The 14,754-nt window shown below is 73.6% G+C and carries 14 protein-coding genes; 7 read left to right on the plus strand and 7 right to left on the minus strand.

All coding sequences use genetic code 11. The features are described from left to right. Positions 1 to 12: 12 nt before the first annotated feature. Together ACWD3E_RS22570 and ACWD3E_RS22575 are read right to left on the minus strand one after the other, a co-directional pair. Entirely contained in the window at positions 13 to 1,635 is a 1,623-nt protein-coding gene (locus tag ACWD3E_RS22570; protein ID WP_451389317.1) for a hypothetical protein, read from the minus strand. Positions 1,636 to 1,675: 40 nt separating this feature from the next. Continuing rightward, positions 1,676 to 1,870, minus strand: a complete 195-nt coding sequence (locus ACWD3E_RS22575) for a hypothetical protein (RefSeq protein ID WP_039656925.1) — start codon at positions 1,868 to 1,870, stop codon at positions 1,676 to 1,678. Between the two features lie 329 nt (positions 1,871 to 2,199). Between ACWD3E_RS22575 and ACWD3E_RS22580 the strand changes: the two genes are divergently transcribed. From ACWD3E_RS22580 to ACWD3E_RS22600, 5 genes are all read left to right on the plus strand, one after another. Further along, the gene (locus ACWD3E_RS22580; RefSeq protein ID WP_451389318.1) at positions 2,200 to 2,592 is read left to right on the plus strand and encodes an ankyrin repeat domain-containing protein; all 393 of its coding nucleotides are present in this window, start codon (positions 2,200 to 2,202) and stop codon (positions 2,590 to 2,592) included. A gap of 311 nt (positions 2,593 to 2,903) precedes the next feature. Beyond that, positions 2,904 to 4,322, plus strand: coding sequence for a HEAT repeat domain-containing protein (locus ACWD3E_RS22585; RefSeq protein WP_451389319.1), 1,419 nt, complete (start codon positions 2,904 to 2,906; stop codon positions 4,320 to 4,322). 233 nt (positions 4,323 to 4,555) lie between these two features. Then, positions 4,556 to 5,686: a glycosyltransferase family 4 protein gene (locus tag ACWD3E_RS22590; RefSeq protein ID WP_451389320.1), complete on the plus strand. Its 1,131-nt coding sequence runs from the start codon at positions 4,556 to 4,558 to the stop codon at positions 5,684 to 5,686. After that, the gene (locus tag ACWD3E_RS22595) at positions 5,683 to 6,921 is read left to right on the plus strand and encodes a glycosyltransferase (RefSeq protein WP_451389321.1); all 1,239 of its coding nucleotides are present in this window, start codon (positions 5,683 to 5,685) and stop codon (positions 6,919 to 6,921) included. The genes ACWD3E_RS22590 and ACWD3E_RS22595 overlap by 4 nt, the downstream gene beginning before the upstream one ends. Then, entirely contained in the window at positions 6,918 to 7,763 is an 846-nt protein-coding gene (locus ACWD3E_RS22600; protein ID WP_451389322.1) for an SGNH/GDSL hydrolase family protein, read from the plus strand. The genes ACWD3E_RS22595 and ACWD3E_RS22600 overlap by 4 nt, the downstream gene beginning before the upstream one ends. A gap of 16 nt (positions 7,764 to 7,779) precedes the next feature. On the opposite strand, the gene ACWD3E_RS22605 is transcribed toward ACWD3E_RS22600, so the two are convergent. From ACWD3E_RS22605 to ACWD3E_RS22625, 5 genes are read right to left on the minus strand one after another with little or no spacing between them, the layout of a single operon-like run. Then, on the minus strand, positions 7,780 to 8,649 hold the full coding sequence (locus ACWD3E_RS22605; protein WP_451389323.1) for a 5-oxoprolinase subunit C family protein: 870 nt from the start codon (positions 8,647 to 8,649) through the stop codon (positions 7,780 to 7,782). 22 nt (positions 8,650 to 8,671) lie between these two features. Next, positions 8,672 to 9,289 carry a 5-oxoprolinase subunit B family protein gene (locus ACWD3E_RS22610; RefSeq protein ID WP_451389324.1) on the minus strand — a complete coding sequence of 206 codons (618 nt, stop codon included), beginning with the start codon at positions 9,287 to 9,289 and terminating at the stop codon, positions 8,672 to 8,674. Further along, positions 9,286 to 10,044 (minus strand): LamB/YcsF family protein, encoded by a 759-nt coding sequence (locus ACWD3E_RS22615; protein ID WP_451389325.1) that lies wholly within the window; start codon positions 10,042 to 10,044, stop codon positions 9,286 to 9,288. The genes ACWD3E_RS22610 and ACWD3E_RS22615 overlap by 4 nt, the downstream gene beginning before the upstream one ends. A gap of 21 nt (positions 10,045 to 10,065) precedes the next feature. Further along, complete coding sequence (locus ACWD3E_RS22620; protein WP_451389326.1) at positions 10,066 to 10,887, minus strand: putative hydro-lyase; 822 nt, start codon at positions 10,885 to 10,887, stop codon at positions 10,066 to 10,068. Continuing rightward, entirely contained in the window at positions 10,884 to 12,203 is a 1,320-nt protein-coding gene (locus ACWD3E_RS22625) for an MFS transporter (RefSeq protein ID WP_451389327.1), read from the minus strand. Before ACWD3E_RS22625 ends, ACWD3E_RS22620 begins: the two co-directional genes overlap by 4 nt. Positions 12,204 to 12,361: 158 nt before the next feature. On the opposite strand from ACWD3E_RS22625, the gene ACWD3E_RS22630 reads away from it, so the two are divergent. Together ACWD3E_RS22630 and ACWD3E_RS22635 are read left to right on the plus strand one after the other, a co-directional pair. Beyond that, positions 12,362 to 13,069 (plus strand): GntR family transcriptional regulator, encoded by a 708-nt coding sequence (locus tag ACWD3E_RS22630; RefSeq protein ID WP_451389328.1) that lies wholly within the window; start codon positions 12,362 to 12,364, stop codon positions 13,067 to 13,069. Positions 13,070 to 13,194: 125 nt separating this feature from the next. Continuing rightward, positions 13,195 to 14,724, plus strand: a complete 1,530-nt coding sequence (locus tag ACWD3E_RS22635; protein ID WP_451389329.1) for a hypothetical protein — start codon at positions 13,195 to 13,197, stop codon at positions 14,722 to 14,724. Positions 14,725 to 14,754: the final 30 nt, after the last annotated feature.

The following is a 14,754-nucleotide window of genomic DNA, read 5'->3' on the forward strand; positions in this document are numbered from 1 at the left end:
CCGACGGGTTGTCTAGGAAGCTGCAGCCCCGTCGGTCGCGATCGCACCGTAGAACGGTGTCTTCTCGACCGTTTCCAACGGCTCAGCCACCTCCACGGCCGCTTCCACGGGAGTGGTCCGTGCCGGCAGCAGCGCCAGTACCGCCTGACGGTCCGCCTCGCTCGTGGCGTCGTCGTACGGGTCGGGCGTGGACGGCACCTGAAGGCGGTGCACCGGGCCGGACCCCAGCCGGGCGTACCCGCGGCCCGGTGGCACCTGAGCCGGTGGCGTGCTGTGCGGCGCCGCCCCCAGCACCGCCTCGACCAGCTGTGGTGCGGCGGCTCCGAGGACGACCCGCGCGCGCGTGTGCTGCCGTACCGCCTCGCTGAGCAGCTCGGCGCTGTCGAACTGTTCGGCCACCACGACGGTCACGTTCGCCGCCCGGCCGTGCCGCAGGGGCACCTGGAGCAGCGTCTGGGGGTCCTTGCGGGCTTCGGCCTCGGAGAGGTGGGCGAAGACGGTCGGGCGGTCCAGGAGGATCCACAACGGCCGCCTGCAGTCCTCGGGCGGCGGGTCGCCCGCCTGCCGGGCCCGGTTGATCGCGATGAGCCGGCGCTCGGTCTCGTTCGCAGCCCACTCCAGGCTCGCCAGCGCCCCCGCGAGGGCGCACTCCACGGCCAGGACGCCGTCCCGGCCGGTCAGGCAGGCGTACTCGCCGGTGCCGCCGCCGTCGAGGATCAGGACGTCGCCGTACTGGAGCGCCTGGAGGGCGATCGAGCGCAGCAGCGTCGAGGTGCCGCTGCCGGGGTGGCCCATGGCCAGCAGGTGCGGCTCGGTGGAGCGGATGCCGGTGCGCCAGACGACCGGCGGCACATCGCGCTGTTCCTCTCCGTAGGAGAGGGGGAGGGTGCGCTGGACCTCGGTGGGATCGGTGAGGCCCAGGACCGTCTCGCCGGGCGCGGTGACGAAGCGCTGGGCGGAGGTGTCGGTGGGCAGCGGTGCGAGGACGGTGACGTCGAGCCGGTTGCCCTCCTCGTCCCAGGCGAAGTGGTACTCGCGGCCCCGCCCGGCCTTCGCGGTGAGCAGGTGCTCGATCCGTGCGCGTGCCTCGGGTTCGCCGTCCGGGAAGTACGCGGGGTAGCGGATCACGAGGTGGGCGAGGCGGCCCGCGCCGTCGAACTCGTGCGTGACGAAGGCCTTTTCCCACTCCCCGCCGTGCCCGTACAGCGGTGCCGGGTCCTCCGGGTCGGAGAAGTACGGCATCAGGGCCTCGTACAGGGACTGGAGCCGCTCGATCTGCGACTCGTCGGGCCCTTTGGGTTCCGGCGGGGTGCGGTCACGGCCCTGCCAGGCCGCCGCCGCCATCAGGGTGATGGCGGCGAGCAGGGGGCCGTAGGGCATCAGTGCCACGACCAGGATCACGGAGGCCGTGAGGAACAGCAGCGGCCCCCGCTTGTCCTTGGGCGTGTCCGCCCACTTGCGCAGCCCGGCCGCGGCCAGCCGGCGCAGCCCGCGCGAGACGGTGATCAGCGGGTGGAGGACGTCGGTGGCGCTGTCGGCCGCGGTCCGGGCCAGCTCCCGGCTCCGGGCGATCTGCGAGCGGGCGTACTCCGCGCTGCCATTGCTCAGAATGCGGGGGAGAGGGCGCCGGGCCACTGCTGTCTCCTGGTGGTGCGTACGGGCGGGACGGGGCGGATCAGAACTTGATGCCGCCCAGGAGGCTCGCCAGGCTCTCGCCACCGGCCTTGATGCTCGGGGCGATGGCCGTGCTCGCGAGGTAGAAGCCGAACAGGGCCGAGACCGCGGCGTGTGAGCCCTTCAGCCCGTCCTTCCGGAAGAAGAGGAAGACGATGATGCCGAGCAGGACGACGCCGGACATGGAGAGGATCATTTGAGGCCTCCTGGTGTCGAGGGGGGACAGTCACCATGAGTACTTCCAGGATCACAGGATGTATCTATAGGATAAAAGGTGCAACTGGGTGAAATTGGGCAGATTTCCCTCGTTCGGCTGAGCGGTTCCGGCGAGCGGTCCCGGCCCGGTTGAGCAGGTCTGTCGCCTTCGGTGGGGTGTGTTGCTGATCTTTACCTCGGGCAGATCGGGTCATGTGCCCTGCGAGCCAGTACGCTGACGATTCACTCGTACGGCCGTGTTCCGCTCGCTGCCGTACGCTCCCTCAGTCCCCGGAGTTCTTGAAGTGAGCAAGGAGAGGCGGTCCGGTCATGAGTGAAGCCCCCGACCCCGAGGTCGTGGAGCTGGCGTCCAAGATCTTCGATCTGGCCCGGCAGGGGCAGACCGAGGCGCTCGTGGCGTACGTCGACGCGGGTGTTCCGGCCAACCTCACCAACGACCGTGGAGACTCCCTGGTGATGCTCGCCGCCTACCACGGGCATGCCGACGCGGTGCGCGCGCTGCTCGACCGTGGCGCGGACGTGGACCGGATCAACGACCGGGGCCAGACCCCGCTCGCGGGAGCCGTCTTCAAGGGTGAGACGGAAGTGATCAAGGCCCTCCTGGAGGGCGGCGCCGACCCGGCCGCGGGAACCCCCTCGGCCGTCGACACGGCGCGCATGTTCGGCAAGACGGAATTGCTGGAACTGTTCGGCGCACACTGAGCCGAACGTCCTGATCAGGTATTGACCAGGCACGACACACAAAACGGGGGAGGCGGTAATAGGCCGCCGGAAATACGGTCGCGGCAGCACAGACCGCGGGTCATCATGACGACGTGATTCACGGACGCGATGGCTGGGCAGGTGTTGCCGCACCGCGCGGACCGTGATGCGGTCCGCATGGGCCACCGACGAGAGGCAGAGAGAAATGGTCTACAGCAAGCAAGAGACGGCGGGCGCTCCGACGTTGTGTCACGCGGCCAGGTAGTGCGTGTTCCCCGGTTGCGTCGACGCTTGATGTGAGGCTGTTTCCCATGTTCGATCCGGTCATAGCGCCCAGCGGTACGCTGCTCGGCCTGCTCCAGCGGGGCCGCGGCGACGGCACGCTGCACGCGCTCACCGCCCCGCGCGCGGAAGCGCTCGCGGCCCTGAACCACTGTGTGCTGCGCGACCCCCGCCACGACTGGCAGGTGGAGAACCGCTCCCTCTACTACGCCCGCCTCTACCTCGACCTGAACGGCGAGCTGGACGCCATCGAGGCGCACCTCTTCGACCCCGAGGACGTCCTCGACACCTGCGAGTCCCGCACCGGCCTCGCGCTGGCCGTCCTCGGCCACCTCGCCTCCTACGGCAGGCGGGACGCGCTGGAGCTGCTGCGCCGGTACGCCGCCCACGGCTCCAACTGGGCGTGGGCCCTGGACGAGCTGGCCCTTAGGGACGACGACGCCAGCCTGCGCGCCCTCGCCGCGCCCGTCCTCGCCCGCTTCTCCGCCGACCCCGAGGGCGAGGCCGAGCTGGCCGCCGCCGTCCGCGACGCCTTCGAGCCCCGGCCCTGGCGGCTGTGGGCCGAGGACCCCCGCGAATGGATCGCCGCGCGCGTGCGTGCAGCCCATGAAACCGGCTGTTTCGACCGCTGGCAGCGCCAGATGCGGCCCACCGGACCCCGCCCCGGCTGGAGCGTGCGCGCCGTCTTCGAGTGGGCCCAGCAGGGCATGGAGCGCGGCGCCGCCCTCCATGTGCCCGCCGCCCGCTGTCTGACCGCCGTGGCCGGTCCGGACGACCGGCCCGAGATCCTGCAGGCCGCCAGGAGCGGCACGGACGGCGCCCGCTGCACCGCGCTGCGCTACCTCGCCGACAGCAACGACCCGGACGCCCTCGGCCTGATCGAGGCCGCCGTGACCGACGGCACGACCGTCGTGGTGGAGGCCGCCGTCGACGCCTTCGAACGGATGCGCAGCTTCGCCGCCGTCGACCGCGCGCGCGGCTGGGCCCAGCGCCCCGACGCCCTCGGCGCCGCCGCCGGACGCATGCTCGCCTGCCGCGGCGGAGCCCAGGACAAGGACCTCGTCCTCGGTGCCCTGCGCGAGGCGGTGCGCGGTGAGGGCCCCGATGCCCCGACGCTGTGGACCCTCGTCGACGGCACCGGACGCCTCGGCATCGCCTGCGCCGCCCCCGTCCTGCGCCACATCTACCGCGAGACGGCCTCCTCCCACCTGCGCGGCCGCGCCGCCCGCGCCCTGGCCGCCACCGACCCCTCCTTCGCCGCCGGCTTCGCCGTCGAATGCCTGTGGGACTGCGAGGAGACCACCCGCGAACTCGCCGCCCGGCACGCCGAGACCGGTGACACCCGGGTCGTCGAACGACTCCGCCGCCTCGCCGCCGACCCGGCGGAGGAGGACGAGGTACAGACCGCGGTGCGCAGCCGCTTCGGACCGGACGCCCCCACGGGCTGACAGCCGGTCGACACACCGGCTGGGACAGCGACTGACGGACCGGTTGACACGATGTACGGATACGGGCCCGGGCGGACTTCCGCCCGCTGTGTGAACACGTGGTGACCCGCAGGTCAGGTGGGCATGGACACCGTCTGACCTGCATGGGTGTGCACATCAACGCTCACGGGACGTTCCTCGGCCGGAAAGATCCACGTTGATGCGGCCACGTCCAGCGCGGCGACAACACCCGTATGCGTGTCGTCATAGTGACCGAATCCTTTCCCCCCGATGTGAACGGCGTGGCCCACTGCGCGCTCCAGACCGCCCGGCACCTCGTGGATCGCGGCCACCACCCGCTCGTCGTCGCGCCGGCCACCGCGCCCGGCACCAAGGCCGACGCCCTGGAGGCGCCGTGCCCTGTCGTCCGTGTCCCCTCCCTCCCCCTCCCCGGCTACCCCCAGGTCCGCGTCGCCCTCCCCAGCCGGCGCCTCGCCGCGGCGCTCACCGAGCACCGCGCCGACATGGTCCACCTGGCCAGTCCCTTCGTCCTCGGTGTCCGCGGCATGGCCGCCGCGGCCCGGCTCGGCATCCCCACCGTCGCCGTCTACCAGACCGACCTGGCCGGCTACGCCCGCACCTACATGGGCGCGGGCGAGGCGGCTGCCTGGCGGCGGATCCGCTCCGTGCACTCCGCCGCCGACCGCACCCTGGCCCCGTCCAGCGCCGCCCAGCACGACCTGGAGGCACACGGCGTACCCCGGGTACGGCTGTGGCCGCGCGGCGTGGACACCGTTCGTTTCCGGCCAGAACACCGCGACGAGGCGCGGCGCCGCGAACTCGCCCCGAACGGCGAGCTGATCGTCGGCTACGTCGGCCGGCTCGCCCCTGAGAAGCACGTCGAACTGCTCGCCGGCGTCTGCGGCCTGGACGGCGTGAAGGTCGTGGTGGTCGGCGACGGTCCCAGCCAGGCGCACCTCACCGAGGCCCTGCCCGGCGCCGTCTTCCTGGGCCGCCGCACCGGCGGCGACCTGGCCCGGATCTTCGCCTCGCTGGACCTGTTCGTGCACACCGGGCCCTTCGAGACCTTCTGCCAGACCGTCCAGGAGGCCATGGCCAGCGGCCTCCCCGTGGTCGCGCCCGCGGCCGGCGGCCCGCTCGACCTCGTCGACCACGGCCGCACCGGGCTGCTCGTCCCGCCGCGCGACGCCCGCGCCGTACAAGAGGCCGTCGCCGTCCTGGCCGGTGATCCGCAACTGCGGGCCGAGTACGGCGCCGCCGCGCGTGCGACGGTCGAGGGCCGCACCTGGGCCGCCGTCGGCGACCAACTGATCGCGCACTACGAGGACGTGCTCGCGGTACGGAAGACGGCGGTGGCGGCATGACCGGCGAGTCCCTGCGCATCGTCCGGCTCGCCAACTTCGTCGCTCCCGCCTCCGGCGGCCTGCGCACCGCCCTGCGCGAACTCGGCAAGGGCTTCCGCGCGGCGGGCCACGACCCGGTGCTGATCGTGCCGGGTGAGCGGTACACCGACCACGACACCGAGCAGGGCCGGGTCGTCACCCTGCCCGGCCCGGTGCTGCCGGGCACCGGCGGCTACCGTGTGCTGACCGACAAGCGGCGCGTGGCCAGGCTCCTGGAGGAGCTGGCCCCGGACCGTCTGGAGGTCTCCGACCGGACGACCCTGCGCTGGACCGGCCGCTGGGCCCGGCGGGCACGCGTGCCCGCCGTGATGGTCTCCCACGAAACCGCCGACGGCGTGCTGCGTACCTGGGGGCTCTCCGAGCACATGTCCCGGCGGGCCGCCGATGCCCTCAACACCCGCACCGCGTACGTCTACTCGCGCATCGTGTGCACCACGGAGTTCGCCGAGCGCGAGTTCGTACGGATCGGCGCGCGCAACGTCGTACGCGCCCCCCTGGGCGTCGACCTGATGGAGCGCCACCCCGCGCTGCGCGACCCCGGGCTGCGTGCGCTCCACGCGCGCGCGGACGAGGCGCTGCTGGTGACCTGCACCCGGCTGTCGGTGGAGAAGCGGCCCGGCACCGCCCTGGACGCCCTGGAGGCGCTGCGGCGGCGCGGGCGCCGGGCGGTGCTGGTGGTCGCCGGTGACGGGCCGCTGCGGGCCCGGCTGGAGCAGCGCGCGCGGGAGCGCGGGCTGCCGGTGACGTTCCTGGGGCACGTCGCCGACCGCGCCGCCCTCGGCGCGCTCCAGGCGTCCGCCGACGTCTGCCTGGCACCCGGGCCCGCCGAGACCTTCGGGCTCGCGGCCCTGGAGGCCATGGCGTGCGGGACGCCCGTCGTGGCGAGCGCGTCGTCCGCGCTGCCCGAGGTGATCGGGTCGGCCGGTGCGACGGCGGCGGACAACGGAGAGGCGTTCGCGGACGCTGTCGAACTCCTTCTGGAGCGCGGCGAGTCCGAGCGGCGCGAGACGGCACGCGCGCGTGCCGAGTGTTTCGGGTGGGGAACGGCCGTGGAGGCGTTCCTCGCGGCGCACGACGCGGAGGTGCTGTGGCGCGCCGACACGGCGACGGCCATGTCCCGTCCCGCCGGTGCCGTGACTGCCTCCCGCCCCGCCGTGCCGGAGGGTGTGGCCACCGTGCCGGAGGGCGTGGCATGAGACCCGTCCGCTTCGTCGCCCTCGGGGACTCGCTGACCGAGGGCGTGGGCGACCGCGCCGGTGAGGCGTGGCGGGGCTGGGCCGCGCTGCTCGCGCCCTCGCTCGCCGCGGACGTGGAGTTCACCAACCTCGCGGTCAGCGGGGCGCAGACCCGGGACGTGCTGGAGAAGCAGACTCCGGCAGGTCTCGAACTCGGCCCCGACCTGGTGTCCGTGGTCATCGGCGTCAACGACACCCTGCGCCGCACCTTCGACATCCGCGCGGTGGCCGCCCGCCTCGACCGGGTCTACGCGTCCTTCACCGGCCGGGGCGCCACCCTGCTCACCGCCTGCCTGCCCGATCCCGGGGCGATGCTCGGCCTCCCGGGCTCCCTGGCCCGCCCGCTGGCCCGCCGGCAGCGCGCGGTCAACACGGTCGTGCACGCGCTGTCCGACCGCTACGGGGCCGTCCATCTGCACGCCGCCGAGGGCTGCTGGATCACCGACCGGGCCCTGTGGAGCGCGGACCGGCTGCACCCGGGCGAACGCGGACACCGGCAGCTCGCCGTCCGCTTCCACGAACTGCTCGCCGAGGCGGGCCGCGCGACGGGGGCCCCGCCCTCGCCCGAACCGGAGTTCGCCGCACCGACCCGGACGGCGAGCCTGCGGTGGCTGGCCACCGCCGGCACCGCCTGGGTGGCCCGGCGCTGCACCGACCTGCTGCCGCAACTGCTGCGCCTGGCAGCCGACGAGCTGCGGCACCGGGCCCGGGGCACGAGCACCCGCCTCGACCTGGGCACCGCAGCCGCGGTGTCCGCGGCACTGGCCGCCCTCGCGCCGGCGGAACGGCCGGAGGGCGCCTGAGGCCGGGCCGGGCGGATCAGCGGCGGCGTACGGCCACGAACCGCACCGGGGTGCCCGGGACCGCCTGGGCCGCGGCGGGGAGGTCGGCGGCGCGGACCACCGCGATCACCGGGTAGCCCCCGGTGGTCGGATGGTCGGCAAGGAAGACCACCGGGCGGCCGTCCGGCGGGACCTGGACCGCCCCGCGCACCATCCCCTCGCTGGGCAGCTCACCCGGCCGGGCTCGCTCCAGGGCGGGTCCCTCGGTGCGCAGGCCGATGCGGTTGCTCGCCGACGACACCCGGTACGCGCGTGTGGTGAGATCGCGCACCGCCCGCGCCGTGAACCAGTCGTCGCGCGGGCCCGGCGTCACCCGGAGCACGAGTTCGGCAGGTGGGCACGGCTGAGGGGCGCCGTCCACGCGCGCGGGAGGGCCCGCCGGGGCGCCGAGCGGCAGCACCGTGCCCTGCGTGAGCGGCGCCGGGCCGAGCCCGGACAGCAGGTCCGTGGCACGGCTGCCGAGGACCGGCTCCACGGCGACGCCGCCCGCGACGGCCACATAGCTGCGCACACCGGCCACGGCGGCGCCCACCTCCAGCAGTTCACCGGCGGGGACGACGACCGGGGTGCCCCAGGACGCCGGGCGTCCGCCCACCGTGACCGGGCAGGGCGCGCCGCCGACCGCCACCGTCAGCGCGGACCGGGGGCGCACCGCACAGCCGTTCAGCGTGGTCTCCAGGACGGCCGCGTCGGGCGGATTGCCGACGAGCCGGTTGACGAGCGCTGCCGCGGGTGGGTCGAGCACGCCCGAGCGGGGCACGCCCAGGTGCGCGTACCCGGGCCGTCCGCGGTCCTGCACGGTGGTCAGCGCCCCGGACCGCACGACGACGAGCGCACGGTCGGTCATGACGCCTCCACCGGTACGGCGGTCATGAGCCCTCCACGGGGACGAAGCGCACGCGCGTGCCCGGCGAGAGCAGCGCGGCCGGTACGCGCGCGTGGTCCCACAGCACGGCGTCCGTCGTACCGATCAGCTGCCAGCCGCCCGGTGACGAGCGCGGGTACACGCCCGTGTACGGGCCGGCCAGCGCCACGGCACCGGCGGGGACGGCCGTGCGCGGGGTGGCCCGGCGCGGCACGTCGTAGCCGGCGGGGAGCCCGGTGAGGTAGCCGAAGCCGGGCGCGAACCCGCAGAAGGCCACCGTGAAGTCGGTGCCCGCGTGGATGCGGGCCACCTCGTGCTCGGGCACCCCCCAGTGCGCGGCGACCTGCGCGAGGTCGGGGCCGTCGTAGCGCACGGGCAGCTCGACCAGCTCACGCGCGCGTGCCGGAATCGGCGGCACTTCGAAGGAGGTCAGTTCGGTTGCCCAACGGACCGGGTCGTCCAGGCCGTCGAGCAGGACGGTGCGGGCGGCCGGGACGATCTCGCGGACGGTCAGCGTGCCCTCCGCGCGGCGCCGCAGCAGCTCCGCATGCAGGGCGCGCGCCTCCTCGCCGGACGCGCCCTCCAGGAGCAGCGCGTCCTCGCCGACGGGCAGCGCCCTCACGCGAACGCCTCCACCGTCACGCCGGCCGCCGCCAGCCGCTCGCGCACCCGGCGGGCCAGTTCCACCGCGCCGGGCGTGTCGCCGTGCAGGCACAGCGAGCGGGCGCGCACCCGGACGCGCGCGCCGGAGTGCGCGGTCACCTCGCCGGAGCGCGCGAGACGGACCGAGCGCTCCACGACCGCGTCCGGGTCGGTCACCACGGCGTCCTCCCGGCCGCGCGGCACCAGGGTGCCCTCGTCGGTGTACGCGCGGTCCGCGAACGCCTCCGGGACGGCCGGCAGGCCCGCCTTCGCGGCCAGCTCCAGCAGCCGCGACCCGGGCAGCCCCAGGACCGGCAGCGACGCGTCCGCCAGGAGCACACCGTCCACGACCGCGGCGGCCTGCTCCTCGTCGTGCACGACCCGGTTGTAGAGCGCGCCGTGCGGCTTGACGTACCCGACGCGCGCGCCCGCGGCCCGCGCGAAGACCTCCAGGGCGCCGATCTGATAGGCCACCTCGGCCGCCAGTTCGGCGGGCGGCACGTCCATCGCGCGCCGCCCGAACCCCGCCAGGTCCCGGTAGGAGACCTGCGCGCCGATCGTCACCCCGCGCGCGGCGGCCAGCTCGCACACCCGGCGCATGGTGGCCGCGTCCCCGGCGTGGAAACCGCAGGCCACATTCGCGCTGGTGACGACGGACAGCAGCTGTTCGTCGTCGGTGAGCCGCCAGCGGCCGAAGCCCTCGCCGAGGTCGGCATTCAGATCGATGGGGGTCATGGATTCCTTCGTGCTTCCGGTTCAGGCCACGCGGTACTGCTCGTCGCGGGCGTCGGTCAGGAACATCTGGCCCGGTGCATGGGTGAGGGCGAACGGCGGCCGGGAGGCCATCACCGCCGCCTGCGGGGTCACCCCGCAGGCCCAGAACACCGGGATGTCGTCCGGCTCGGCGTCCACCGGGTCGCCGAAGTCGGGGCGGGCGAGGTCGCCGATGCCCAGCCCCGCCGGGTCGCCGCAGTGCACGGGGCTGCCGTGCACCGCCGGCAGCAGGCTGCTCTCCCGGATCGCGGCGGACAGGTGCTGGGGCGGCACCGGGCGCATGGACACCACCAGGGGGCCGTGCAGCCGTCCCGCCGGACGGCACTGGCGGCTGGTCGTGTACATGGGCACGTTCCGGCCCTGCTCCACGTGCCGGATCGGCACGCCTGCCCCGGCCAGCGCCCACTCGAAGGTGAAGCTGCACCCGAGCAGGAACGACACCAGGTCGTCTCGCCAGTACTCCCGCACGTCCGTGGGCTCGTCGACCAACTCGCCGTGCTCCCACACCCGGTAGCGCGGCAGGTCGGTGCGCAGGTCCGCGCCCTCGGCGAGGACGGTGCTCCAGGAGCCGGCGTCCGTGACGTCGAGCACGGGACAGGGCTTCGGGTTGCGCTGGCAGAACAGCAGCATGTCGTACGCCCAGTCGGCCGGCACCGAGATGAGATTGGTCTGCGTATGTCCTGCCGCGACACCCGCCGTGGGGCCCGCGAGGCCCTCCCGGAAGCGCTCCCGCGCGGCTTTCGGGCTCCACGCGCGCGCGTGCTCGTCGACGACGGTCAGGGGTTGGTCCTCCGTGCGGCTCATGCCAGCTCCTTCCCGCGCGTTTCGGGCAGCCCGAGCAGCGCCAGCGCCGCGAGGCCGTAGCCGACCGCGCCGAAGACGAGCGCGCCGCCCACGCCCCAGCTGTCGGCCATGAAGCCCACCAGGGTGGGGAAGACCGCGCCCACCGCGCGGCCCGCGTTGTACGTGAAGCCCTGGCCGGTGCCGCGCACCGCCGTCGGGTACAGCTCGCTGAGGTACGCGCCGAAGCCGCTGAAGATCGCCGACATGCAGAAGCCGAGCGGGAAGCCCAGCACCAGCAGCACGGTGTTCGCGCCGTGCGGGATGTGCGCGTACGCCAGGACGCAGAGCGCGGACAGCAGCGCGAAGAGCCAGATGTTGCGGCGCCGGCCGAGCCGGTCGGTGAGGTGTCCGCCGGTCAGATAGCCGAGGAAGGCGCCGGAGATCAGGAATGTGAGGTACCCGCCGGTGCCGACGACCGACAGGCCGCGCTCGGTCTTCAGGTACGTCGGCACCCAGGTCGCCAGCGTGTAGTAGCCGCCCTGCACGCCCGTGGACAGCAGCACCGCGCAGAGCGTCGTACGCAGCAGGCCCGGGTCGTCGCCGGAGCCCGGCCGGAAGATCGCCGTGAACGAGCCGTGCCGCGGGCTCTGTTCGCGGGCCGCGACGGCCTTGGGCGCGTCGTGCACCCGGCGGCGCAGCCACACCACGAGCAGCGCGGGCAGGGCGCCGGTCCAGAACATCACGCGCCAGGCCCAGTCCTCGCCCACGAACGAGAAGACCAGCGTGTAGACGACCGCCGCCAGTGCCCAGCCGACCGCCCAGGAACTCTGGATCGCGCCGAGGGTACGGCCCCGGTGGCGCGCGCTCGCGTACTCGGCGACCAGGATCGCGCCGACCGCCCACTCGCCGCCGAAACCGAGGCCCTGAAGGGCGCGGAAGACCAGCAGGGTCTCGTAGGTGGGCGCGAAGCCGCAGGCCACGGTGAAGACGGCGTAGGCGGTCACCGTGATCATCAGTGCCCGGACCCGGCCCACCCGGTCCGCGACCACACCCGCCGCGGCGCCGCCGATCGCGGAGACCACCAGGGTGACGGTCGTGAACAGGCCGGTCTGGCCGCTGTCCAGGCCGAAGTACGCCGCGAGCGCCACCATGCTCAGCGGCAGCGTGAAGTAGTCGTAGGAATCCAGGGCATATCCGCCGAAAGCTCCGGCGAACGCGCGCCGGCCGCGCGGACCGAGGGCGTGCAGCCAGCCGAACGCGCCGTCAGGGGCGGCGGGTTCGCCCTCGCCGGGGAGGGCGTCAGGGGTCAGGGTCCGCGGTGGAGGGGTTGTGCTCATGGGCACCTCGCAGAAAGGGATGGAGGGTGCTGGGAAGAGCCGTGCCGTGCGGAAGCCGTGTCGTGCGGAGAATCGATGCGGAGTACCGTAGAGGATCGTTCAACGATCCTTCAATAGCCGCGTTGTTTCGTCCCCGTGTCTGCGATTGAATTCCGGGCATGGCAGAGCAGCTGACGGGATTGGCCGACGACCGCGCGCTCCTGGGGCGCACCAGCACCGCCGAACGGGTCTCCGACATCCTCAGAAGCCGGATCGCCGACGGCTATTTCCCGCCGGGCACGCGACTGTCGGAGGACGCCATCGGCGGCGCACTCGGGGTCTCCCGCAACACCCTGCGCGAGGCGTTCCGGCTGCTCACGCACGAGCGCCTGCTCGTCCACGAACTCAACCGCGGCGTCTTCGTCCGCGTCCTGACCGTGGAGGACGTCGAGGACATCTACCGCACCCGGACCCTCGTGGAGTGCGCCGTCGTGCGCGGCCTGGGCGAGCCGCCGTACGCGCTGGACGGGCTCGCCGAGGCCGTCGCCGAGGGGCTGCGGGCCGTTGAGGAGAATGACTGGAAAGCGATGGGGACGGCCAACATCCACTTCCACCGGGAACTGGTCGCCCTCGCCGGCAGCGAACGCACCGACGAGCTGATGCGCAGCGTCTTCGCCGAGTTGCGCCTCGCCTTCCACGTCGTCGACGACCCGCGCCGCCTGCACGAGCCCTATCTCGCCCGCAACCGCGACATTCTGCAGGCCCTTCGGGACGGGGACCGGTCGGGGGCGGAGGGGCTGCTGGAGCGGTACCTGGTGGACTCCCTGGAGCGGATCGTCGAGGTGTACCGGCGGCGGGTCGGCGAGGACGTCCAGGGCGGCCTCTGACCGTGCGGCGCCGCCGTGACGGCCCGTGGGGCGCCGCTGTCGCGGCCCGTGTGGTGCTGCTGTGACGGGCGTCGCTTCTGCGACCGTTTGGGTCGTTGTCAGACCGAGGACCTAGTCTGTGCACCGTGACTTCGCCTGCATCGACGGACCGTGTTCCGCCCCAGCTCAGCGCGGGGCCGCGCCCCGCGCCGGGGCCGGCCGCCGACGAGGGGCTGGCGCGGCGGCTGCGCGCGCTCGCCTGCACCGCGCCGCTGCACGACCTCGATGCACGCAAGGCCAACCTGGCCGGCGAGTACTCGGTGTACGGAATGGCCGAGGTGGCCCTCGCCGCCATCGACCTCGTCACCCTGAACATGGACTTCGACACGGGCGCCGACCACGAGCAGATCGTGGCCCGGCTCGCCCCGCGCATCTGCGCACAGGCCCCGCAGCGGCCCGCCGAGGAGCACGAGCGCGTGGCCCGCTGGGTCCTGGAGAACCTGATCAACGTCGGCAGCGTGGACCGCGGCTTCCGCGCGGTGTACGGCACCTTCGCGCCGGACGGCAGCTACGTCCGCCGTGACTACGACTTCAAGCTGATCGAGGAGGTCCCCGGCCCCGGCGGCACGGTCTACCTCCGCACGACGGACGAAGCGGTCAACGTCCTCGTCGGCGCCCTGGACACCGATGTCACCAGCGCCCAGATCGCCGCCGAGGTCAAGCTGGAGGTGCTGATCAGCCGCGGCCGGCTCGCCGACGCCCAGCTCGCCGCCGAGCAGGCCCGCTACCGCACCGTGCAGTATTCGGAGACCCTGCGCCGCGCTCTGGAGGCCACCCGGCGCAACGTCCGCGCGGTCGACTGGCTGGGCGCCGTACCGGACATGATCGCCGAGGCCCTCGACCACGTGGCCGACCGCTACCGCCACGAGAACGCGATCCTCACCAACATCCGCAAGGCCCGCGACGAGACCGAGGAACCCGAGCACAAGCGCCGGGCCGCCGAACTCGTCGACATCGTCAAGGACTGCATCCGGCGGCACACCCAGCTCCAGTCGCGCCTGCTGGAGGCCGGTCCCCTCTTCCGCGCCGAACAGGACCGGCAGGCCTTCGCCGCCCCGGCCGCGACCTCCGGGACGGACCTGTACGGCCACCTGCTCGCACCGCTGCTGCCGCTGCCCCGGGAGCAGGCGATCCGGGTCACGGACGCCTTCTTCACCCACGGCACCGGACTGCGCACCCCCGTGTCCGTACGCGTCGGTGACCTGGTCGACATACTGCTGACGCCGCCCGTCGAGCGTGAGCACCTGGGCGCGGAGATGCCCGAGCCCGACCTGATCGCCACGCCCGACGACAGCCGGTTCAGCGACGAACAGCTGGCCGCGGCCATGGAGTTGCTCGACCTGCCCGCGGACGCGCCGCGCAGACTGTCCGGACTGCTCGCGCAGGCCCGGCGCACCGGCGACCCCGATCTGGCTTACCTGGTCGCCCTGTTGGCGGTCCACGCGGCCAGCCCCGCGGTCGGCACCGCCTACCGGCAGGGCGAGCAGAAGCTGCTGTTCGCCGTGGACGACGGCACCGAGCTGGACGATCCCGAGTTCGGCGGGGCCGACCTGATCGTGGGAACCGCCCTGCTGGACGCGGCGGGCATGGCCGCGGACCGGACGGAAGCAGCATGAGTGAAGACCAGCGAGACACCAGCGTGACAA

The organism is Streptomyces sp. NPDC002676, from assembly GCF_053592455.1.